Genomic DNA, 19,873 nt, shown 5'->3' with positions numbered 1-19,873 from the left:
TGGCCGGCCGGGCGCGGGGCTGGCAGAATCACCCGGCATACCTAGAGAAAGCCAAGCGTGACTCCACACACAGGGAACCGGGGCGGGGCGAAGCCGAAGGAAGAGCCGCCCACGCTGGACCGCACCACTTTCGGCCATCGCCTGCGCACCGCGCGCAAGCGTTTCGGCTGGACGCTGGCGCAACTGGCCGAGCGCTCCGGCGTGTCGATCACCACCATCTCGCGCGCCGAGCGCGGCCAGCTCGCGCTCGGCTACGAGAACTTCACCGCGCTGGGCCGCGCGCTCGAGATGGACATGAACGCCATGTTCGCGGGCGCCGGCGTCAAGCCCGAGCAGCTCGACGGCCCGGTCGTCACGCGCGCGGGCAAGGGCGTGGTCTACAAGGGGCTGGCCATCGCCTACGAGTTCCTGGGCACCACCGCCGCCGGCAAGCAGATGAGCCCCATCGTCGGCACCGTGCACGCGCGCCGCATCAACGGCCCCGAGGACTTCGTGCGCCACACGGGCGAAGAGTTCGCCTACGTGCTGTCGGGCGAGATCGACGTGTACTTCGACAACGGCGAAGTGGTGCGCCTGGCGCGCGGCGACTCGCTGTACTTCGACAGCCGCCTCGGCCACGCCTACGTGAGCGTGAGCCGCCAGCTCGCGAAGATCGTGGGCATGACCTCGGGGGAGAGCGGGCACATGAAGTCGGCGCGCGAGGCGCCTGCGATGAAGCCGGCGCGCAAGACCGTGGTGGCGAAGAAGACCGCAGGTGGCCGCAAGGGCTGAGCGCCCGCGTCAGCCTGCGGCCCGACTTGAAGGAGACATGACGATGTCAGAGCACCGGATTTTCGCGATGCCGTTCGCCAAGGTGTACCCGATGTACGTCCAGAAAGCGGAGCGCAAGCAGCGCACGAAGGACGAAGTCGATCAGGTCATCTGCTGGCTCACCGGCTACGACGCGGCGGGGCTGCAGCAGCAGATCGAACAGCAGAACGATTTCAGGACCTTCTTCGCGCAGGCCCCGGCGCTGCACCCGAACCGCGCGCTGATCAAGGGCGTGGTGTGCGGCGTGCGCGTCGAGGAAGTCGAAGACCCGCTGATGCAGAAGATCCGCTACCTGGACAAGCTGGTCGACGAGCTGGCCAAGGGCAAGGCGATCGAGAAGATCCTGCGGACGTAGTGCGAATGGGGCCTGCCTAGCCCGTCGCCACGATGACGTGCGCCTGGATCTTGCCCGCCACCGGCCCGGTGCCATGCCGGCTGGCAATCGCCTCCTCCGCGCGGTCGGTCGCGAGCTGGAGCAGGCTCGCGTCGCGCGCCTCGATCTCGTTGCGCAGCGGCGTGCCCTGGCAGTAGGCCACCGCCACCTCGCGTGCCGAGGGCGAGCGGCTCAGCTTCTCGCGGGTCTGGATCTCGATGTCGATGAACCCCGCGCGGCGCAGGTCGTCGCGGATCTGCGCGACGTCGTGGTAGCCGTGCGGCGTGCGTGCGAGAAAGCGCGGCGGGTCGTCCGGGAACACGGTGGCGACGGCGCGGGTGACGTCGTCGGCGAAAGCGTTGTCTTCGATGCGGTCCCAGACGCTGAACACGAAGCGCCCGCCGGGTTTCAGCACGCGGCGCGCCTCGCTGTGGCCGGCGACCCGGTCAGGGAAGAACATGGCGCCGAACTGGCACAGGACCACATCGAACGACGCATTCTCGAACGGCAGGGCGAGCGCGTCGGCCTGCAGCCATTCGATGCGGTTGTCGGTTGCCTGGCGGGTGACGGCATAGTCGAGCATGGCGGGGTTGAGGTCGGTCACCACGTAGCGCGCACCGGCGCCAAGCTGGGGTGCCAGCATCCGCGTGACCGCGCCGCTGCCGGCCGCCGTTTCCAGCACCGCGCCGGGCGAGAACGCAGCGACCAGGGCGGCCGCGTCGACGGCGTAGCCCTCGAAGATCAGGGGGACCATCAGCGTGTCGTAGAACTTCGGGATCGAGCCCGCGAACACCTTGTCGCTTTCGTCGGCCATGGGAACTCCTTGAAAGCTCTGAACAGAGCGGGCCTGCTCCCTTGCTCCAACGAGTCCGTTGCCTGTTCGGGCATGCGTGACGGGGACGATGGGCCATGGTGGCCCTGCCAGGCATCGTCGTCAACGCCGTTGCGCGGGCGTCCTCCCCTGTAGTGGGTACCGGAGATGTTGCCGGGCGTTTCGGGCGCGCTGATCGGTCGACCCCCTAACGGCCGCGGTCCCCGTCGCGCACCGATTCGATCGTGCCGTTGTAGATGCGCACGATGCCGAAGAAGGTGCCCGGCCCGCGGTCGTAGGTCCACTCTTCCATCGGTACGCATTGATTGGCCAGCACCGCCTCGGGGCTGCCCGGCCGATAGGGCGTGAGGATCCAGCCCAGTTGCACCATCGGCACGCAGACCATCTGCCGGTAGACCGGCTCGCCGCAGGTCTGGAGCAAGGTCGCGGGCGACGCCCCTTTTCCGACGAGGTAGCCGTTGCAGGCGAGGGACTGTGCTGCCGCGGAACTGGCGATCAGCAAGGCGGCCGCTGCGATCGAAACCCCGGTGACCAGGCGTGCGAAACGAGCCGTGCCCCGCATCGTTGACCCTCTTGAATGCTTCATGTGCGCATCACTCACTCATTCACGAACCAGCTGGGCGTACCGCCAGAGGCCCCAGATCGCGCCGACGGTGATGCCGATGCCCACGCTCCAGCCCGCCGGCACATCGAATCCGAGCGCCAGGATCAGCATCAAGCCGACGCTGACCAGCGCGATGAAAGTCAGCGTGACGAAATCGAAGCGCGCGACCTCGACGGTGTCTTCCGCCACGCTGCGGTTGCGCTGGCCGTGCTTGCGGCGCAGGCCGCGGAACAGCAGGACATCGAGAACGAAATCGAAGATGCCGACGACAAGGTCGGCCAGGATGCTCCACATCGGGACGCTCCATTTGCGGTGACACCCTGGGTTGTCGCTGTGCGTTCAAGGGTCCGACCCGGGTGGTGCGGCGGAGCCGGGCGAAATGTTAGCGCGCTTCCGGCAAGGCAGGCCATCGTCCTCCGACCCGCTTCACGCCGGCATCTTCGGCGGCCAGTGGTGCGTCTCGCCGTGGCCCTCGCTGCACCAGGCATAGAGCGCGTCGTACATCACGAGCCCGTGCCGCAGCATGGCGTGGTCATCGGCGAACACGCGCGACAGGCCCAGCGAGATGGCGTAGAGCCCCGCCGACTGCGGCGTGAGGTCGAGCCGCGCGGTGTCCGCGCCGCGCACGATGTCGGCCATCTGGTGCAGCGCAGGGTCGGCGAGCCGGTACTTCGCGAGGAAGGCGTCGAAGCTGCAGCGTTCGCCGACGTGGCTCATCTCCACGCCCGGAATGTCGTAGGGCGTGGCGCCGGTGCTTTGCGCCATGGCCAGCACGTCGGCCGGCGGCACGTAGAGAAACTCGGCCTCGCGGTCGATGAAGCGCATGATCAGCCACGGGCAGGCGATGCGGTCGATCTTCGGGCGTTCGCGGGTGATCCATTTCATGGCGTGGCTCCTGGGTCGGCAGGCTTGGGCTGGAGCGGCCGGCCGGCGGCCTGCCAGCCGTCGATGCCGCCGCGCAGATAACGTGCGTCCAGGCCCGCGGCGCGCAACCGCAGGGCCGTGCTGCGTCCCACCTCGTGGCCGTACACGCAGTAGACGACCAGCGCGCGATCGGCCGGCAGTTCGGCGGCCCAGTGCTCGACCGCCGCCGGGTCGCGCCAGCGGGCACCGGGGAGCATCGACGCGGCCTGCGCGAACACGCCGGCGCGGCGCACGTCGAGCAGCATCGAGCCGGCCACGTCGTCCTGCGCCGCGCCGAAGAGTTCGCTGGCGGCGTGCACCGCCTGCTGGTAGCGCGCGTACACCGGGGCCCAGTCGATGTTGGCCATGAAGGCATCGACATACGCACCGGCGGCGGCGCCGTGGTCCAGGTGGTAGGCGTGCTCGTACATGTCCAGCGCCAGCAGCGGCGTGCCGCCTGCCAGCGCATGGGTGTGGTCGGCGGCCCATTGGTTGACCAGCGTGCCCTCGCGCGGCTGGAAGGTGAGCAGCACCCAGCCCGAGCCGCCGCCAAGCGCCTTGCCCATCGCTGCGAATTCCTCGCGCCATCGATCGACGCTGCCGAAATTTGCCGCCAATGCGAGCGCCATGGCGGGCTCCATCGACCGGCCATCGCCGCCGAGCGAGGCGAAGTACAGCTCGTGCAGCAGCATTGAGTTGCTGGCGATGAGTTCTTCGCGCTTGAGGCCGTTGAGTGCGAAGCCGGGCATGGTGGTGAACGATGCCGTGGCGAGCTGGGCGCGGATGGCGTTGAGGCGCCTGACGGCGCCGCCATAGTTGTTCTGGTGGTGGCTGTTCAGAAGCTTCTGCGACAGGCCGCGCAGCGTGGCGGGGTCGAAGGGCAGCGGTTGGGGTCGGGCGTCCATGGGAACTCCTTCAGCGCGGCAGGGCAGACAGCCACGTGAGCGCCAACCCGATGGCCGCGCAGGCACCGAGCAACGTCATCACGCCGACCTTGAAGCGGAACAGGGCGATGGCCGCGGCCACGGCCATCACCGCCGAGATCGCGTCGAAGCGGCCTGCGAAGCCGTGCGGCCAGAGCACGTGGTACGCGAAGAACAGCGCCAGGTTCAGGATCACGCCCACCACCGCCGCGGTGATCGCCGACAGCGGCGCCGTGAAGCCCAGCCTGCCGTGCGTGGCCTCGATGGCGGGCCCGCCGGCCAGGATGAAGATGAACGAGGGCAGGAAGGTGAAGAAGGTGACGACCGTCGCGGCCAGTGCGCCGGCGAGGAACAGCGAGTCGGGCCCCAGCACCTGCGTCAGCCAGCCGCCGACAAAGCCGACGAAGGCCACGACCATGATGAGCGGCCCCGGCGTGGTTTCTCCCAGCGCCAGCCCGTCGATCATCTGCGCGCCGGAGAGCCAGTGGTACTGCTCGACGGCCCCCTGGTACACGTAGGGCAGCACGGCATAGGCGCCGCCGAAGGTCAGCAGCGCGGCCTTGGTGAAGAACCCGCCCATCTGCGTGAGCGTGCCATGCAGGCCTTGGGTCGCGACGAGCACGCCCATGGCCAGCAGCCACAGGCCCAGGCCGATGCCCAGGATCTTCAGCAGGTGCGCGCGTGAAAAGCGCGCGTGCGCCGGCGTGGGCGTGTCGTCGTCGATCAGCGCCGGGCCGTAGTGCTGTTGCGCGCTGCCATGGCCACCGCCGAGTGCGAACACCTCGGGCGCCCATCGCGCGCCGACGTGGCCGATGAGGCCGGCGGCCAGCACGATCGCCGGAAACGGCGCGTCGAACGCGAAGATGGCGACGAAGGCCGCGGCGGCGATGCCCCACATCCAGTGGTTCTTCAACGCGCGGCTGCCGATGCGGTGCGCCGCATGCAGCACCAGCGCGGTGACCGCGGGCTTGATGCCGTAGAAGATGCCGGCCACCACCGGCACGTTGCCGAAGCGCAGGTAGACCCACGACAGCGCGATGAGGATGAAGAGAGAGGGCAGCACGAACAGGGCGCCGGCCGCGAGGCCGCCGCGCGTGCGGTGCATGAGCCAGCCGATGTAGGTGGCCAGCTGCTGCGCCTCGGGGCCGGGCAGCAGCATGCAGAAGTTCAGCGCATGCAGGAAGCGCTTCTCGCTGATCCAGCGCCGCCGCTCGACCAGCTCCGCATGCATGATCGCGATCTGTCCGGCGGGCCCGCCGAAACTGATGAAGCCGAGCTTGAGCCAGAAGCGAAGCGCTTCGGCAAAGGAAATGGGGGCAGGGGGCGCAGGAAGCGCAGAGGAGGCGTCAGGCAAGGCGGTGTCCACGGAAAACTCCGTTGAGGGTCACCAGCGCTTGGACGGGACACCGTCTTGCTTTGCAGCGCGGGAGGCTGTTTTCCCGCGGAAGGGCATCGTAGCAGTGGCCGTTCCTGCTGGCAACGCAGGGCCCTCAGGCCCTCTTCACGTTGCTGGAAAGCGCCCGTGCGTCTTTTCGGTCAGCGCGCCTTCGCGCACACGTGCTTGAACACGATCCCGCTCACCGTGGTCGGGCCGCCCACGGCTTTCCACTCGCTGCGCCGGGCGAGGTCGATGTCGTGCACTTCCAGCGGCCCGTTGTGGCTCACGACGCGGCGCATCTTTTCACGCCGGCCCTTGCAGTCGTAGTCGTAGAGATAGCGCGAGGTGCGAAACGGGGTCTTGCCCACGTCGGTCTGCAGTTCGTCGTAGCGGTAGAGCGTCCACGCTTCCACGGCATCGCCATGCGGCTTGATCGAGTCGCGTTGCAGCAGCACCTGCTTGCGAGGGGTGGTGGCGATTTCGGTCCAGGTGTCGGCGGCGTGTGTGGCAACTGCGGTCAGCAAGGTCGCTGCTGCGCAGGCGGATGCGACAAGGTGGCATGCCAGCACGGCGCGGTGCTTGGGCAGACGAGGCTTCATTGGTTTCACTCCCTGTGAATCGGTGGGCAAGCAGGCGAAGAATGCCATGCATCGCCGCGGGCGAGAACCTGCGCCTCAGGCCGCGATGAACGCCGAAGGCTTCTGTCCGAGCCGCTTGCGGAACATGGTGGAGAAGGCCCCCGGGCTGTCGTAGCCCAGCTGAAGCGCCACCGCGGTCACCGAGCGGCCCGTTGCCAGCTGGGCCATGGCCGAGAGCAGGCAGGCCTGGCTGCGCCATTCGGCGAACGTCATCCCGGTGTGCAGGCGGAAGAACCGGCTGAAGGTGCGTTCGCTCTGGTGCAGCTGCTGCGCCCAGGCCAGGGGCGACGTGCGCACGTCGGGCGCGTGCAGGAAGGCGATGCACAGCGCCGCCAGCCGCGGCTCGCCCGGCAGCGGCGCAAAGAAGGGCAGGGCCGCCGCGCGGCCGACTTCTTTCAGCACCAGCGACATCAACAGGCCGTCGCGGCCGCGTTCGTCGTACAGCGCCGGCACGTCGATGGCCTCGATCAGCAGCTGCCGCAGCAGCGGCGACACGGCCAGCACTTCGCACTGCGGACCACCGCGCGGCGCGGCGGCCGGTTCGATGTAGAGGCTGCGGGTGCTGACGCCCACCATCCGCACCCGGTGCGGCTTGCCGGCCGGAATCCAGACACCGCTGTGCGGCGGCACGACCCAGGCGCCGTCGTCCGTGCCCACCTCCATCAGCCCGGTCGCGCCGTAGAGAAACTGGGCGCGGCGGTGGCTGTGCATTTCGAGCAGGGTGCCGGGCGCGTAGTCGGTGCCGATGGCCAGCACGGCGCGGGGCGTGGGGTCGAGGGTGTCGAGAGACTGGTTGCGCACGGCAGCGGATCGGTGGGTTGGCCGGAACGCAAATATTGTTGACCGAACATCGCAAGCGCGCCAGCCCCCTCGGACTCTAGCCTCGAGGCTTCTTTCCGTGTCGATGGAGTGCCTTGTGTCGTTGTATGTGATGTTGGTGGTGTGCGGATGCCTGACGGGCGTCACCACCGTGCTGTTCGGTTTCGGTGGTGGATTCGTCGTGGTCCCGTTGCTCTTCCAGCTGCTGTCCCAGCTGAACGCGGCCGACAGCGCCGTCGGGCAGTCGGCCATGCAGATCGCGGTGGCCACGTCCACCTGCGTGATGGTCTTCGGCGCGCTGCTGGCCACGTGGCGCCATCAGCGAGCGGGGACGCTGGACTGGTCGCACATCCGGCCGCTGCTGGGCGTCATCGGTGCCGGTGCGGTGCTGGGGGCGCTGGCCGCCACCGCGGTCCACGGGGAATGGCTGCGCTGGGCGTTTGCGGCGTACCTCGCGCTGACCATCGTGGACTGCTGGCTGCGCCCCGGCTTTCTTTCGCCGATCGTGGCGAGCAAGGCGGCGCCCTCTCTCGCGGCCACGACGCTGTCGGGCCTGGCGATCGGCTGGATTGCCGCGTTCCTCGGCGTCGGCGGCAGCGTGATGACGGTGCCGCTCATGCGCCGTCGCGGCATCGAGATGAGCCGCGCGACGGCCATGGCCAACCCGCTGTCACTGCCGGTGGCGCTGGCGGGTACGGCCACCTACGTGGCCCTGTCCGCCACCTCGACGCCGGCGTTCGGGCCGTGGCATGTCGGGTATGTCGACGTGCGCGCGGCGGCGGCGCTCGTGGTGGGCTCGTGGATCGGCATCCGCGTCGCCGCGCTGTGGATCGGGCGCATTCCGGACCGCATCCACGCCAAGGTCTACCTGGTCTTGTTGATCGTGGTGTTCGGGGCGATGGTGCTGCGCTGAGCGCGCAGCACCGTCCGGCTTCACGCCATCGATGCGCCCAGCAGGAAGTCCGTGACCTCGTCCGAGAACACGCTGCGCCGCGCACCGATGAGTACACCGTCCGCGTTCTGCGGGTCGGGCCGCGCGGGAGGCATGCCGTGCGCCACCAGGGCCTGGGCGCAGCCGACCCAGTCGCCGCCTTCGACGGGCTCGTTGAGCGAGGCCCACGACAAGGTGCCGCAGGCGTTGTCGCCGAAGCCGTGCGGCGCCTGCCAGTCGGCACCGTGGTCGAGCAGGAACCGGGTGAGCGCCGCATCGCCGCAGAACACGGCGTGGTTGAGCGCCGAGGCGTCCCAGTCGCCGCCACGGACTTCGAGGGGCCAGCCGAGCGTGACCATCGCCTTCACCGCATCGCTGCAGCCCTGGGCGGCGAGCTCGGGCAGCAGGCGAAGCTGCGTGGGGTCGAGCGCGCCGATGAGGCCAGGGGGCCGCACCTGCAGCGCTCGCGCCGTGGCTTCGTCGCCTCGCGCGCAGGCTGCGATGAAGGCCTCGCTGGTGGGGAGCGGCGTCGGGTCGCCGCTTGCGGCCTGCAGCAGTCGCGCGACCTCGGTCAGCCCGAAGCGCAGGGCGATGATGCGCGCGGACGTGCCATCGGGCGTGCACGCATCCGGTCGCGCGCCGGCGGCCAGCAAGGCCTCGATGTGCGCCGGTGAACGGCGGCGGCGAAGGGCCCACAGCAGCGGTGAACCCCAGTCCGAGATGGGTGGGCCCTGCGGCGGCTCGTTCGCGTCGCCGCCGTGTGCGAGCAGGAGGCGCAGCGTTTCGACGTCGTTCAGGTCGAGCACCCGGTACAGCGCGTTGGAACCCGTCACGCGCGCGCCGGCTTCCAGCAGCAGCTTCGTGCAGGCAGGCTGGTCCAGCGAGTGGTACAGCGATTCGCCGTCGTTCGGGTCGGCCCCGGCGTCGAGCAGCAGCTTCGTCAGTTCGGGGTCGTGGTTCTGGCCGGCCGCGCCGTACAGCGCGGAAAGCCGCTCGGTGTCGGCGGGCGCTTCGAGCGATGCGGGAGGCCAGCGGTTGCCGGCCGATTGATCGGGCGAGGCGCCGGCGTCGAGCAGGAACTTCGCGCACGCGTGCAGGCGTTCGCGATGGCCGGGCAGTCGCATCAGGCCGGAATGCGTGACGGCCACGAGCGGCGGCAGGTGCAGCGGGCCACCCGCGCGATGGACCCATGCCGGGTCTTGCGCGGTGGCGTGGCGCAGCGCGGCTTCGTCGCCGATGGCGCAGGCCACCCAAGGGTCGCCACCCGCCGCGAGGGCAGGGTTCTCGTCGCGCATACGCAAGGCCACCGCGGGCCGTGCGCGGTTCGTGCCGCCGGCGATGTCGCCCGCGTACACGAGGCGCAGCCAATGGAGCACTGCTTGGGCCGGGTCATCGGCCTGCGCCCTGCGGGCGTGGACAAAGCCCTGCAGGTCGGCCCACGAGGCGAAGCCGTACTCGCGCGCCACGCACGATTGGGCATCGTGCAGGCGCAACGCCTGGGCGGCCAGGGCGCCGTCGGTCTTGCCCGATGCGGCCGGCAAGGCGCTGCGAAATCGGTGAAAGGCCGTGGGGTCGTTGCTGCGGTAGAGCGCCAGCAGTTCCTTGGCTTGCTTCTTCAGGTGGCCGATGTCGGGCCGGGCGGGAATGCGCTTCATGGAAACCTCCGTGCATCAGGCGCCGATGACCCGCAAATCCGGCTGCACAAAAGGCTGTGGATCGTCATGAAGAAGGCAAGTGGGTTCAACCCTTCCCGCGGGCCCGGGCGCGGCTTGCACCGCGGCTCGGATGGTAGCGGATCGGGGCGGGGCGACGCCACGCGCCGAAGTGCAGGTCACCGTTTGCGCGCCACGATGAAGGGGCGGTTCTCTCCACCCTTCGTCGCGTGGTTCTCGCTCGCAAGCACCTCGAAGCCGGCAGCCTGCAGATGCGTCCCGAGCTCCGCCGCCCGGAACACGCCGGCATGCGGCGCCAGACCGATCGCGCGCATCGCGGGCAGCAAGGCCAGCCGCAGCAGCGGGGTCATGTTGCCGAGGCAGGGCGTCTTGGAGACGAACAGGCCCTGCGGCGCGAGCAGGGCGTGGATGCGGCGCAGCGTGCCGGGCAGGTCGCGCACCAGGTGGAGGTAGTTGAAGCCCAGCACGGTGTCGAAGGGGCCTTCGCCCGGTGCCAGCGTCTCGGCGGTCGCCACGCGGAACGCCAGGCCGGGGATCGGGGCGGCGGCGTGCTTCTCTTCGGCGATGGCGATCATGCCTTCGGCGATGTCCGTCGCCAGGTACGCGCGAACGTGGCCCGCGAGGCGCAGGGCCGTCGTGCCGGTGCCGCAGCCCAGTTCGAGCACGCGCGCGTCGGGCTGGAAGAGGGCGCGGGTCCGCTCGAGCGTGCGCGCGTAGCCGGCCTCGTCCGCGATGGCGCTCTTCGCGTAGCGGCGAGATGTGCGGTCCCAGAATCTGGCGTCGTTCGCGAGGCTCATGGTCTTGGATCGGCGGCGTGTGGAAGGGTGCGGCGCACTGTAAACCGCCGCCGGGGCGCTGTCGCCGATTTGCGCCGCTTCGCCCGCCATGTCGCTATGCTGGCGCCCGCCAATCACTCCAGGAAAAGAGACTCTCATGACCATGCGTACCTCGTCTTTCTTCTCCCTGCGTTCCGTCGCCCTGGCCTGTGGCCTGGCGCTCGGCGCCGTGGCCACCGTGCAGGCGGCCCCCGACGCGAAGCTGCTGGCCGCTGCCGAGAAGGCGCAGCCCGCCGTCATCGACAACCTGAAGGAGATGGTGTCCATCGAGTCGGGCAGCCTGAACGTCGAGGGCCTGATGAAGATGGCCGACGTGATCGAAGGGCGCCTGAAGGCCGCCGGCTTCAAGACGGAGCGCCGCAAGGCCTCGGCCGGCGCGGGCGCCGACATCGTCATCGGCACGATCAAGGGCACGGGCAAGCGCAAGATCATGCTGCAGGGCCACATGGACACGGTGTACGCGCCGGGCATCCTGAACAGCCAGCCCTACAAGGTGGACGGCAACCGCATCTACGGCCCCGGCATCGCCGACGACAAGGGCGGCCTCGCGGTGATGATGGCGTCGCTGAAGATCCTGGCCGATGCGGGCTGGCGCGACTACGACACGCTCACCGTGCTCGTGAACCCCGACGAAGAGATGGGCTCGGTGGGCTCGGGCGAACTCATCGCGACCACGGCCGACCTGCACGACACGGTGCTGTCCTTCGAGCCGACGGCTGCCAAGGCGGTGGCCAAGGGCGAGTCGCTGCTGCTCGGCGCGGCCGGCATCGCGCAGGCCACGCTCGAGGTGAAGGGCCGCGCGGCGCACGCCGGCGCCGCGCCCGAGCTGGGCCGCAACGCGCTGTACGAGCTGTCGTACCAGATGCTGCAGACCAAGGACCTCGCCAAGGACATCCCCGGCGTGACGCTGAACTGGACCGTGGCGCGCGCCACCGGCCCGATCAACCAGATCACCGAGAAGGCGCAGGCGCTGGGCGACATCCGCATCACGCAGCCCGGCGCCGAGAAGAAACTCACCGAGGCGCTGCAGGCCAAGATCGCCAGCGGCAAGCTGATTCCCAACACCGAGACCACGGTGAAGGTCGAGGTGGGCCGCCCCGCCTTCGTCGCGGGCGCCAAGGGCCGCGCGCTGGCCGAGAAGGCGCAGGCGATCTACAAGGAACTCGACCGCGAACTGGCGCTGACGCCGATGACCGGCGGCGGCACCGACGCGGGCTTCGCGGGCCGCTCGGGCAAGGCCACGGTGGTCGAGAGCTTCGGCCTCGCGGGCTTCGGCTACCACGCGCGCGACGAGTACATCGAGGTCGACTCGATCGTGCCGCGCCTGTACCTCGTGACGCGGCTGCTGACCGAGATCGGCAAGAACTGAGTTCGTAGCGCGCAGTGCGCCCGCGGCAGGAGCCGCGGGTTCACTGCGGTGCGTTGGGATCGCCCGGGCGGCGGCGATGGGCGGCGGCAGCCGCTGCGGCGGCCTGAGCCTGCGCCTGCTGCTGTTGCGCCTGCTGGCGTTGCATCTGTTCCTGCTGGTGCTGCTGCTGGCGCGCCTGGTTCTGCGCGGCCTGCTGTTGTTGCTGCATCTGCTGGCGCTGCATCTGCTCCTGTTGCTGGCGTTGCTGGGCCTGGGCGGCCTGCTGCTGTTGCATCTGCATCTGGCGCGCCTGTTCCATCTGGGCCTGGCGTTGCTGTTGCGCGGCCTGGGCTTGCGCCTGTTGTTGCTGCTGCAACTGCTGCTGACGACGGGCTTGCTCCTGTTGAGCCTGTTGCTGCATCTGCTGCGCTCGCTGGGCCTGTTCCTGTTGAGCCTGCTGCTGCATCTGCTGCGCGCGCCGGGCCTGTTCCTGCTGCGCCTGCCGTTGCTGTTGCTGGGCGGCCTGGGCCTGCTGCTGTTCCTGCTGGCGACGTAGCTGTTCCTGTTGTGCCTGTTGCTGCTGCATCTGTTGGCGGCGGCCCTGCTCCTGCTGGTCCTGGCGTTGTTGGCGCAATGCCTGTTCCTGTTGCTGCGCCTGCTGCTGGCGACGCGCCTGCTCTTGCTGGGCCTGTTGTTGGCGCTGCTGGTCTTGCGCGGCCTGCTGTTGCTGCTGCATCTGCTGGCGACGGGCTTGGTCCTGCGGGTCCTGGCGTTGACGCTGGGCCTGCTCCTGTTGCGCTTGCTGCTGACGTCGTGCCTGTTCCTGCTGCGCCTGTTGTTGACGTTGCTGGTCTTGCGTGGCCTGCTGTTGCTGCATCTGTTGGCGACGGGCCTGGTCCTGCGGGTCTTGCCGCTGACGCAGTGCTTGTTCCTGTTGCGCTTGCTGTTGACGTCGTGCCTGCTCCTGCTGGGCTTGTTGCTGACGTCGTGCCTGCTCCTGCTGGGCTTGTTGCTGACGCTGCGGGTCCTGCGTGGCCTGCTGTTGCTGCATCTGCTGGCGACGGGCTTGTTCCTGCTGATCCTGGCGTTGGCGCAGGGCCTGGTCCTGTTGCATCTGCTGCTGGCGGCGCGCCTGTTCCTGCTGCGCCTGCTGCTGACGCTGCTGGTTCTGCGCCGCTTGTTGCTGCTGCATCTGCTGTCGACGGGCCTGCTCCTGCTGCACCTGTTGCTGGCGCCGCGCCTGTTCCTGTTGGGCCTGCTGTTGCTCGCGCACCTGGTCCTGGGCCGCCTGCTGCTGCATCAGCGCTTGTTGTTGTTGCTGCTGCTGGGCACGCGCCTGTTGCTGCAGCTGCTCTTGCTGCTGCGCCGCCTGCCATGCCGGCGCGCCGATCGGCGCGCCGCTGCGATCGCCTGCGTAGTTGTTGTTGTAGACGTTGCGCACGTTGTTGACCACCGTGGTCGAGCGCGACACATACGTGCTGTTGTTGTAGACCACCGCAGGCCGGTAGGCCGGTGGCGGCGGCGCCGCGCGGTCGCGCCAGCGCGGCGCGCCCCAGTTCATGTTCCAGGCGTTCCAGCCCCAGCCGTGGCGCTCCAGTGCCGAGCCGACGATCACGCCGCTGCCGAAGGCCAGCGCGCCCACCGCGGCCACCTGGCCGCGGCTGTAGCCGGGCTCGACCACCACCGGCGGCGGTGCATAGGCATAGCCGGGGTAGACGGCCACGGGCATGTCGTACACCACCTGCGGGTCGTAGCGCGGCACGTACACCACGTCGGGCTGCACGGGCTCGATGGTGATGAGCTCCTCGGGCGGTTCGATCACCAGGGGGCCCGCGTACATCGGCTGCATGTCGGGCCCGGGCGTGTAGTTGGGCGGCGTTGCGGCGCGCGCCACGCGCAGCTTGTCGTTGTTCTTGAGGCGGCCGGCCTTCGACGCGCGCTGGCGCATCACCTGGATCGCGTTCATCACGTCGGCCGGGTCGTTGTAGTAGGCCTTGCCCAGCGAGGTGGTCCACGCGATGTTGCCGGCCATCTGGTCCATCACGGGCCGGAACGCGGTGAGCGACTTCACGCTCGGGTCCCACGGCTGCTGGTTGGCGGCGTCGGCGAGCGGGCCGGCCTTGAGCGTGGGGTTCTGCTGCAGCCAGCCGTGGGCCGCGGTGATCTGATCGGGGTAGGTGGCGCCGGCCAGGATCTGCGCGACGAGCTTGTCGGGGTACAGCGCGATGGGCGCGACCAGCTGGTAGAGCTGCTCGGCCGAGGGCGGCGTGTAGGCGGCCGGCACCGGCGCGGCGACGGGCGCGGGGGCCTGGGTGGCCGGTGCTTCAGCGGCGGGAGGTGGTGGTGCGGGCTTGTCGCAGCCTGCAACGAACAACGCTGCGACGCACAGCGAAGCCATGAGGCGCCGCTGAAGGAGGGGGCGGTGGGGAGAGGGTGTCATCTGGCATGTCCTGAAGACGCCGGCAGGGTGCCCGGAACTCCTTCAACGGCGGGCCAGAGCAGGCGATGACACAGCCTGCGCCCCGGATGCAACGGTCTGTGTCGGCGGTGCGCCGCCTGTGCTGTCGGCGCAGGACCACGAGACCACCGGGCGACGTGGCGATCGCCCGGGGAAAGACCTCTTTGTCGTTACTTGGCGCCGCCCGAGTACTTGGTGACGCTGCTGGCCTTCACGTGGTAGCCGCTCACGCCCATCATCGAGTCGTTGCGCAGCGTCTGCAGCTTGCCGGTGACCCACACGGTGTCCATGGCGCGGAACTTGGCGCCCTTTTGCGGAATGACGTGCAGGATCTGGTTGGCCGGCGGCGGCGGCGTGTGGATGCAGGCGCCGAAGTAGGGCACGAGCAGGAACTCGGTGACCTCGCCCTTGGCTTCTTCGAGCGGCACGATGAAGCCGGGAATCTTCACTTCCACGCCGTTGAGCGCGGGGTTGGTGGGCGCGTTGTTCGACACTTCCTGCATCTTCATCAGCAGCTCGTTGGCGCGCGGGTCGCCGTCGTCGAGCGTGCTCAGGTCGATGCCCTTGAAGGCCTTGGCCGGGTCCCAGTCCTTGGGCACCAGTTCTTCCCAGCTGATCTGGCGCGGCTGGCCCGCCGCGGCCTGCGGCGCGGTGGCGGCCGGCTTGCCGCCCAGCGGGTTGGTCGCGGTGGTGTCCTTCGGTGCGGGCTCGGCGGCCCAGGCGGCGGCTGCGAGGCCGGCGCCGGCCAGCAGCATCGACAGGGCGGTGAGCACACGGGGTGTGGAGGTCTTCGTCATGGTCAGATTCTCGGAGAAAGGCCGTCGGCCAGCGACAGTCGATAGGCCCGGATGCCGGGCAGCAGGCTCGCGAGCCAGCCGGCGACCAGCAGGCTCGCCGTCAGCAGCCATTCGTTCAGTGTAGGTTCGGACAGGCTCAGCGTCAGCCCGAACTGCGCCTGCAGCCATGGCGAGAGCAGGGCGATGCCGAGCACCGCCATCGTCACGCCCAGCAGCACGCCGAGCACGGTGACCAGTGCGCCTTCGAGCGCCAGCAGCGCCAGCACATGGCGCAGGCCCGCACCCACGGCGCGCAGCACGGCGAGCTCGCGGCGGCGTTCGTTCAGGCCCGCCATCACCACCGACACCAGCCCCGCCAGGCTCACGAGCGCAACCAGGGCCGACATCAGCAGCAGCGCGTTTTCGCCGATGCCGATCACGCTCCACAGTTCGTCGAGCGCCACGCCGGGCAGGATGGCCATGAGCGGTTCGCCGGTATAGGTGGAAATCCAGCGCTGCACGCCGAACACGGCGGCGCGGTTCTTCAGGCCCACGAGCGCAGCCGTCACGTTCTTGGGCGTGAGGTCGAACTTGCGCACCTGCTCGGCGGGAATCTTCACGCCCGGCATCGGCGCGCCGCCCACCCATTCGAGGTGGATGGCTTCCATCGCCGCCAGGCCGATGTGCACCGTGCGGTCGACCGGCGTGCCGGTGCGCGCGAGCACGCCCACCACGGTGAAGGGCTTGTCGGCATGCTCGGCCACGTTGAGCTCGCCGCTGCCGTGGGCGAGCGTGATCTTCTGGCCCACGTGGTAGCCGAGCTTGTCGGCCACCTCGGCACCGACCACGGCATCGAACAGCGCGTCGAAGGGTTTGCCTTCGCGCAGCTTCAAGGTCTGGCGGTCGCCGTAGCGGAAGTGCGAGAAGTACTCGGGCGTGGTGGCAAGCACCGAGAAGCCGCGGTGCGAATCGCCCAGCGACAGCGGCACCACCCAGTCGACGCCGGGGTGCGCCTGCAAGGCCTGCACGCTCTTCCACGAGATGTTGTTGGTGGCCGCGCCGATGCGGAACACCGAATACAGCAGCAACTGCGTGGAGCCGGTGCGCGCGCCCACGATGAGGTCGGTGCCCGAGACCGACGACGCGAAGTTCTCGCGCAGCTCGGTGCGGATGCGCTCGACGCCCAGCAGCAGGAAGGTCGACAGCGCGATCGAGAACACGGTGAGCGCGAGCGTGAAGCGGCGGTTCCAGGCGCTGCGCCAGGCAATGGAGAACAACGCTTTCATGCGTCCACCGCCATCGCGCTCGATGCCGCACGGTTGATCTCCGGCAGCAGCACGTGCCGCGCAAAGCGTGGCGCGATGCGCTGGTCGTGGCTCACGAACACGAGCGCGCTGTGGTTCACGGCGCAGGCCGTGAGCAACACGTCGAGAAAGGCTTCGCGCCGGTCTTCGTCGAGCGCGGAGGTGGGCTCGTCGGCGATGACGACCTCGGGCTGGCCGATGAGCGCGCGCGCCGCGGCCACGCGCTGCTGCTGGCCCACGGACAGCTGCAGCGCCTGGCGCTTCCACAGCGCGCGGTCCAGGCCCATCTGGTCGAGCAGGTGCTCCGCTTCGTCGCGGGAACTGCCGTTGCGCGCAGCCTGCGCCTCGCGCCGTGCCGAGAAGCGGCAGGGCAGCAGCACGTTGTCGAGCACGCTCAGGTAGGGCAGCAGGTTGAACTGCTGGAAGATGTAGCCCACGTGCGCCACGCGGGCGCGGTCGCGCTGCGTGCCCGAGAGCTTGGCCCAGTCGTGGCCCAGCAGCGTGACGCGGCCTTCGTTGGCCACCAGCACGCCGGCCAGCAGCGACAGCAGCGTGCTCTTGCCGCAGCCGCTCGGGCCGTGCAGGAACACGGACTCGCCCGCCGTGATGCGCAGGGCCTCGATGTCGATGCAGGGTGTCTTCACGCCGGGCCAGGTGAAGCGCAGGGCTTCGGCGGCGAGCACGACGCGCAAGTGCGTGGTCTCGGCCTGCGGGAGGGTGCTCACGCTGTCACTTGCCCAGCGTCAGGCGGGAAGGCTGCGCCGCCTGCGCGCCGCTCGGGCGCTTCAGCTGGCGCTTGAACTGGCCTTGCGCGCTGGCGATCTGCACGTCGATCTGGCGTGCGCCCTTGAAGGCCGTAAACAGGTTCAGGTCGATGAACTTCGCGGCGGCGGCCTGTGTGCAGTTGAAGGAGAAGGAAGCGTCGAGGTCGGCATGCCCGCTCGATTCGGCGGGGTCGGGGTTGCCCAGGCCGAGCGCGCCGGAGCGCAGGTCGACGGGGCCGAGCTTGCAGTTGGCGGCGGGGTCGATGGTGAAGAGCTTGTCGGCCGCGCGCAGCTGGGCGATGGCGGCTTCGACGGTCTTCTTCTCGGCGTCGGTCTTGGGCGCGCGCTCGAAGCCGACGATGTTGTCCAGCGGCGACTCCATGGCGATCACGATGGTGGGCCCGTCGATGGCCACGTCGAGCTTGAGCTGGCCGTGCACATGCGCGTGCTGTTGCTGGGCCTGTGCGGGAAGGATGGCGGCCGCGAACAGCGCGGCGGCGGTCAGTGCGAAGCCGGACGACGTGCGTCGAAGTCGGGTGTGCAGGGTGTGCATCATGGTTCTGCGCCTTGCCGGGTCGGCAGCCCCGGCGTGTTGCTCCATTCGCTCCAGCTGCCGGCATAGAGCGCGGTCGTCCCGAACCCCGCGATCTGCATCGCGAGCAGGTTGGGCACGGCGCTCACGCCGCTGCCGCACTGGTGGACGACGGTCGCCGCATCGCGCCCCGCGAGCAGCGCTTCGAACTCGGCGCGCAGTTGCGCGGCGGGCTTGAACTTGCCGTCGGGACCGATGTTGTCGGCGAAGGGCCGGTTCAGGGCCCCGGGGATGTGACCCGCGATCGGGTCCAGAGGTTCCACCTCGCCGCGGTAACGTGCACCGGCACGCGCGTCGATCAGGTTCTGGTCAGGCTGGCCGAGCCGGCGCACCACGGTGTCGGTGGTCACGAGCCTGGCGATCGGCTCGCCCTGTACGAAATTCGACTGGAAGCGCGCGGGCTCCTCGCTGTCGGTCACTTCGCCGCCCGCGGCCTGCCAGGCCTGCAGGCCGCCGTCGAGCACGGCCACGGCGTCGTGGCCCATCCACTTGAGCATCCACCACAGGCGCCCGCAGTAGTTTGCGCCGTTGCGGTCGTACACCACGGCCTGCATCGTGTTGGAAAAACCCACCGACGACAGCCAGGCCGCGAACTTCTCGCGGCTGGGCAGCGGATGGCGTCCGCCCGAGGCGGGCACGCCGTCGTCCTGCGCCACCACCACGTCGCCGCGCGCGCCGGGCAGGCCATGCTTGGCGCTGAGGTCGGTGTCGAGGTTGGCGTACTGCGCGCCCGGGATGTGCGCGGCGGCATACAGCTGCGCGCCGGCCTCGGGCTTCATGAGGTCGAAGCTGCAGTCGAACACCATGAGGGGCGAGTCGCCCTCGCGCAGCTGCCTGAGTTGTTCGACGGAGATGAGGGTGGTGTACATGGCGGGAGCTCCTTCGAAAAATGGTTCGGCGATGGGTGCCGTGGCTGCTGCGTTCAGTGTTCCTCGGCCGGCGCCTTCGGCACGGCCCGCTGCCGCAGCACGGTGGCCGCGATGCCGCTGGCGATGATCAGCGCCATGCCGCCCCAGCCGGCCGCGTCGATGCGGTCGTCGAACAGCACCACGCTGTAGAAGGCCGCGAACACGATGCCCGAATATTGCAGGTTCGCCACCACCAGTGTGCCGGCCTGGGTCTTGGCGGTGGCGTAGGCGCGGGTCATGCACAGCTGTCCGAGGGCGGCCAGCAAGCCGATCGGCAGCAGCCACAGCGCATGCTGCCACGTCCACGAACTGCCGCCCGAAAACCCGGTCGCGGCCGTGGCGAAGGCGCCGGCCACGGCCGAGCCGACCGCGAAATAGAAGACCGTGCGCAGCTCGGGCTCGCCGATGCGCGACAGCGCCACCACCTGCATGTAGGCAAAGGCGGCCGTGACGCCCGACAGCAGCCCCAGCATGCCCGCGAAGCCGTCGCCGCCGCCCACCGTGGGCTTGAGCATGAGCACCACGCCGGCAAAGCCCGCGAGCACGGTCATCACCAGCGGGCCCTGCAGCGGCGGGCGCTCGATGCGGCCGTCGCGCCCGGGCACCGGCACCCAGGCCAGCAGTGCGCCGCCGACCAGGAAGGCCGCGACCCACACGCTGCTCATGTAGTTGAGCGTGACGGCCGTGGCCAGCGGCATGTGGGCGATGGCGTAGAACCACGCGCCCAGCGACACCACGCCGATGGTGCTGCGCCAGGCGTGCATGCCGGGGTACTTGGTGGCGAGCGAGGTGCCGCGGTTGCGCGCCAGCAGCCAGAGGAACACGATGCCGATGAGGCCGCGCCCCAGGACCATCTCACCGCTGTTGAACCATTGCGAGGCCACCTTCACGACCACGCTCATGGTGGCGAACAGAAAGGCCCCGAGCACCATCCACAGCGCTTGCATCGATTGAATCCAGGTCAGAAAAAAGAAAGCCCCGGCGGGTGCGGGGCGGGGCGGCG

At 69.5% G+C, this 19,873-nt stretch carries 21 protein-coding genes; 4 read left to right on the top strand and 17 right to left on the bottom strand.

Going from position 1 to position 19,873, the window contains the following annotated elements; translation table 11 throughout:
* Positions 1-57: 57 nt before the first annotated feature.
* Together ACAM52_RS18440 and ACAM52_RS18435 are read left to right on the top strand one after the other, a co-directional pair.
* Positions 58-771 carry a helix-turn-helix domain-containing protein gene (locus ACAM52_RS18440; protein WP_307584806.1) on the top strand — a complete coding sequence of 238 codons (714 nt, stop codon included), beginning with the start codon at positions 58-60 and terminating at the stop codon, positions 769-771.
* A 43-nt stretch (positions 772-814) separates the two neighbouring features.
* Positions 815-1,165, top strand: coding sequence for a DUF2200 domain-containing protein (locus ACAM52_RS18435; RefSeq protein ID WP_369644219.1), 351 nt, complete (start codon positions 815-817; stop codon positions 1,163-1,165).
* A gap of 16 nt (positions 1,166-1,181) precedes the next feature.
* Here ACAM52_RS18435 and ACAM52_RS18430 read toward each other — a convergent pair whose 3' ends face one another.
* The 8 genes from ACAM52_RS18430 to ACAM52_RS18395 all read right to left on the bottom strand — a co-directional run bounded on the left by ACAM52_RS18430 (position 1,182) and on the right by ACAM52_RS18395 (position 7,262).
* The gene (locus ACAM52_RS18430) at positions 1,182-1,997 is read right to left on the bottom strand and encodes a class I SAM-dependent methyltransferase (protein WP_369644218.1); all 816 of its coding nucleotides are present in this window, start codon (positions 1,995-1,997) and stop codon (positions 1,182-1,184) included.
* 205 nt (positions 1,998-2,202) lie between these two features.
* Positions 2,203-2,577 carry a DUF2845 domain-containing protein gene (locus tag ACAM52_RS18425; protein WP_095744284.1) on the bottom strand — a complete coding sequence of 125 codons (375 nt, stop codon included), beginning with the start codon at positions 2,575-2,577 and terminating at the stop codon, positions 2,203-2,205.
* A 39-nt stretch (positions 2,578-2,616) separates the two neighbouring features.
* Entirely contained in the window at positions 2,617-2,913 is a 297-nt protein-coding gene (locus ACAM52_RS18420) for a hypothetical protein (protein ID WP_159274588.1), read from the bottom strand.
* A 132-nt stretch (positions 2,914-3,045) separates the two neighbouring features.
* Positions 3,046-3,504, bottom strand: coding sequence for a chromate resistance protein ChrB domain-containing protein (locus ACAM52_RS18415; RefSeq protein WP_369644217.1), 459 nt, complete (start codon positions 3,502-3,504; stop codon positions 3,046-3,048).
* Positions 3,501-4,427, bottom strand: coding sequence for a Fe-Mn family superoxide dismutase (locus ACAM52_RS18410; protein ID WP_354347516.1), 927 nt, complete (start codon positions 4,425-4,427; stop codon positions 3,501-3,503). The genes ACAM52_RS18415 and ACAM52_RS18410 overlap by 4 nt, the downstream gene beginning before the upstream one ends.
* A gap of 10 nt (positions 4,428-4,437) precedes the next feature.
* Positions 4,438-5,811, bottom strand: coding sequence for a chromate efflux transporter (gene chrA / locus ACAM52_RS18405; RefSeq protein ID WP_369644216.1), 1,374 nt, complete (start codon positions 5,809-5,811; stop codon positions 4,438-4,440).
* Positions 5,812-5,981: 170 nt separating this feature from the next.
* The gene (locus tag ACAM52_RS18400; RefSeq protein ID WP_369644215.1) at positions 5,982-6,422 is read right to left on the bottom strand and encodes a surface-adhesin E family protein; all 441 of its coding nucleotides are present in this window, start codon (positions 6,420-6,422) and stop codon (positions 5,982-5,984) included.
* Between the two features lie 75 nt (positions 6,423-6,497).
* On the bottom strand, positions 6,498-7,262 hold the full coding sequence (locus ACAM52_RS18395; protein WP_369644214.1) for a helix-turn-helix domain-containing protein: 765 nt from the start codon (positions 7,260-7,262) through the stop codon (positions 6,498-6,500).
* Between the two features lie 103 nt (positions 7,263-7,365).
* Here ACAM52_RS18395 and ACAM52_RS18390 point away from each other — a divergent pair, with 103 nt between their 5' ends.
* Positions 7,366-8,193, top strand: a complete 828-nt coding sequence (locus ACAM52_RS18390) for a sulfite exporter TauE/SafE family protein (RefSeq protein ID WP_369644213.1) — start codon at positions 7,366-7,368, stop codon at positions 8,191-8,193.
* Positions 8,194-8,213: 20 nt separating this feature from the next.
* Here the strand turns inward: ACAM52_RS18390 and ACAM52_RS18385 are convergent, their stop codons facing one another.
* Both ACAM52_RS18385 and ACAM52_RS18380 read right to left on the bottom strand, forming a co-directional pair.
* On the bottom strand, positions 8,214-9,866 hold the full coding sequence (locus ACAM52_RS18385; RefSeq protein WP_369644212.1) for a hypothetical protein: 1,653 nt from the start codon (positions 9,864-9,866) through the stop codon (positions 8,214-8,216).
* A gap of 176 nt (positions 9,867-10,042) precedes the next feature.
* Positions 10,043-10,681 (bottom strand): class I SAM-dependent methyltransferase, encoded by a 639-nt coding sequence (locus tag ACAM52_RS18380; protein ID WP_369644211.1) that lies wholly within the window; start codon positions 10,679-10,681, stop codon positions 10,043-10,045.
* A 136-nt stretch (positions 10,682-10,817) separates the two neighbouring features.
* Here ACAM52_RS18380 and ACAM52_RS18375 point away from each other — a divergent pair, with 136 nt between their 5' ends.
* Complete coding sequence (locus ACAM52_RS18375; protein ID WP_369644210.1) at positions 10,818-12,089, top strand: M20/M25/M40 family metallo-hydrolase; 1,272 nt, start codon at positions 10,818-10,820, stop codon at positions 12,087-12,089.
* A 40-nt stretch (positions 12,090-12,129) separates the two neighbouring features.
* Here the strand turns inward: ACAM52_RS18375 and ACAM52_RS18370 are convergent, their stop codons facing one another.
* The 7 genes from ACAM52_RS18370 to ACAM52_RS18340 all read right to left on the bottom strand — a co-directional run bounded on the left by ACAM52_RS18370 (position 12,130) and on the right by ACAM52_RS18340 (position 19,817).
* On the bottom strand, positions 12,130-14,508 hold the full coding sequence (locus tag ACAM52_RS18370; protein ID WP_369644209.1) for a DUF3300 domain-containing protein: 2,379 nt from the start codon (positions 14,506-14,508) through the stop codon (positions 12,130-12,132).
* A 188-nt stretch (positions 14,509-14,696) separates the two neighbouring features.
* Positions 14,697-15,323 (bottom strand): DUF3299 domain-containing protein, encoded by a 627-nt coding sequence (locus ACAM52_RS18365; RefSeq protein ID WP_070061814.1) that lies wholly within the window; start codon positions 15,321-15,323, stop codon positions 14,697-14,699.
* A 2-nt stretch (positions 15,324-15,325) separates the two neighbouring features.
* Positions 15,326-16,588, bottom strand: coding sequence for an FtsX-like permease family protein (locus ACAM52_RS18360; RefSeq protein ID WP_056582788.1), 1,263 nt, complete (start codon positions 16,586-16,588; stop codon positions 15,326-15,328).
* Positions 16,585-17,331: an ABC transporter ATP-binding protein gene (locus tag ACAM52_RS18355; RefSeq protein WP_369644208.1), complete on the bottom strand. Its 747-nt coding sequence runs from the start codon at positions 17,329-17,331 to the stop codon at positions 16,585-16,587. Before ACAM52_RS18355 ends, ACAM52_RS18360 begins: the two co-directional genes overlap by 4 nt.
* A gap of 4 nt (positions 17,332-17,335) precedes the next feature.
* Entirely contained in the window at positions 17,336-17,926 is a 591-nt protein-coding gene (locus ACAM52_RS18350) for a DUF2796 domain-containing protein (protein WP_235926706.1), read from the bottom strand.
* Positions 17,923-18,831, bottom strand: coding sequence for a sulfurtransferase (locus ACAM52_RS18345; protein WP_369644207.1), 909 nt, complete (start codon positions 18,829-18,831; stop codon positions 17,923-17,925). Before ACAM52_RS18345 ends, ACAM52_RS18350 begins: the two co-directional genes overlap by 4 nt.
* A 53-nt stretch (positions 18,832-18,884) precedes the next feature.
* A complete protein-coding gene (locus ACAM52_RS18340) occupies positions 18,885-19,817 on the bottom strand; it encodes a DMT family transporter (protein ID WP_369644206.1) in 933 nt (310 codons plus the stop codon).
* Between the last annotated feature and the right edge of the window lie 56 nt (positions 19,818-19,873).

Source organism: Variovorax sp. V118 (genome assembly GCF_041154445.1).
In the GTDB taxonomy this organism is placed as follows: domain Bacteria; phylum Pseudomonadota; class Gammaproteobacteria; order Burkholderiales; family Burkholderiaceae_C; genus Variovorax; species Variovorax boronicumulans.
Note: the sequence above shows the minus strand (reverse complement) of the source record. Positions and strands in the feature narration are given on the sequence as shown.

What these genes read in the sequence shown, in the direction of transcription:
- ACAM52_RS18435 (WP_369644219.1), top strand. Translation starts at nt 815, where the DNA reads ATGTCAGAGCACCGGATTTTCGCGATGCCGTTCGCCAAGGTGTACCCG.
- ACAM52_RS18430 (WP_369644218.1), bottom strand. Translation starts at nt 1,997, where the DNA reads ATGGCCGACGAAAGCGACAAGGTGTTCGCGGGCTCGATCCCGAAGTTC.
- ACAM52_RS18425 (WP_095744284.1), bottom strand. Translation starts at nt 2,577, where the DNA reads ATGCGGGGCACGGCTCGTTTCGCACGCCTGGTCACCGGGGTTTCGATC.
- ACAM52_RS18420 (WP_159274588.1), bottom strand. Translation starts at nt 2,913, where the DNA reads ATGTGGAGCATCCTGGCCGACCTTGTCGTCGGCATCTTCGATTTCGTT.
- ACAM52_RS18415 (WP_369644217.1), bottom strand. Translation starts at nt 3,504, where the DNA reads ATGAAATGGATCACCCGCGAACGCCCGAAGATCGACCGCATCGCCTGC.
- ACAM52_RS18410 (WP_354347516.1), bottom strand. Translation starts at nt 4,427, where the DNA reads ATGGACGCCCGACCCCAACCGCTGCCCTTCGACCCCGCCACGCTGCGC.
- ACAM52_RS18400 (WP_369644215.1), bottom strand. Translation starts at nt 6,422, where the DNA reads ATGAAGCCTCGTCTGCCCAAGCACCGCGCCGTGCTGGCATGCCACCTT.
- ACAM52_RS18390 (WP_369644213.1), top strand. Translation starts at nt 7,366, where the DNA reads ATGGAGTGCCTTGTGTCGTTGTATGTGATGTTGGTGGTGTGCGGATGC.
- ACAM52_RS18385 (WP_369644212.1), bottom strand. Translation starts at nt 9,866, where the DNA reads ATGAAGCGCATTCCCGCCCGGCCCGACATCGGCCACCTGAAGAAGCAA.
- ACAM52_RS18380 (WP_369644211.1), bottom strand. Translation starts at nt 10,681, where the DNA reads ATGAGCCTCGCGAACGACGCCAGATTCTGGGACCGCACATCTCGCCGC.
- ACAM52_RS18375 (WP_369644210.1), top strand. Translation starts at nt 10,818, where the DNA reads ATGACCATGCGTACCTCGTCTTTCTTCTCCCTGCGTTCCGTCGCCCTG.
- ACAM52_RS18370 (WP_369644209.1), bottom strand. Translation starts at nt 14,508, where the DNA reads ATGACACCCTCTCCCCACCGCCCCCTCCTTCAGCGGCGCCTCATGGCT.
- ACAM52_RS18365 (WP_070061814.1), bottom strand. Translation starts at nt 15,323, where the DNA reads ATGACGAAGACCTCCACACCCCGTGTGCTCACCGCCCTGTCGATGCTG.
- ACAM52_RS18360 (WP_056582788.1), bottom strand. Translation starts at nt 16,588, where the DNA reads ATGAAAGCGTTGTTCTCCATTGCCTGGCGCAGCGCCTGGAACCGCCGC.
- ACAM52_RS18350 (WP_235926706.1), bottom strand. Translation starts at nt 17,926, where the DNA reads ATGATGCACACCCTGCACACCCGACTTCGACGCACGTCGTCCGGCTTC.
- ACAM52_RS18345 (WP_369644207.1), bottom strand. Translation starts at nt 18,831, where the DNA reads ATGTACACCACCCTCATCTCCGTCGAACAACTCAGGCAGCTGCGCGAG.
- ACAM52_RS18340 (WP_369644206.1), bottom strand. Translation starts at nt 19,817, where the DNA reads ATGCAAGCGCTGTGGATGGTGCTCGGGGCCTTTCTGTTCGCCACCATG.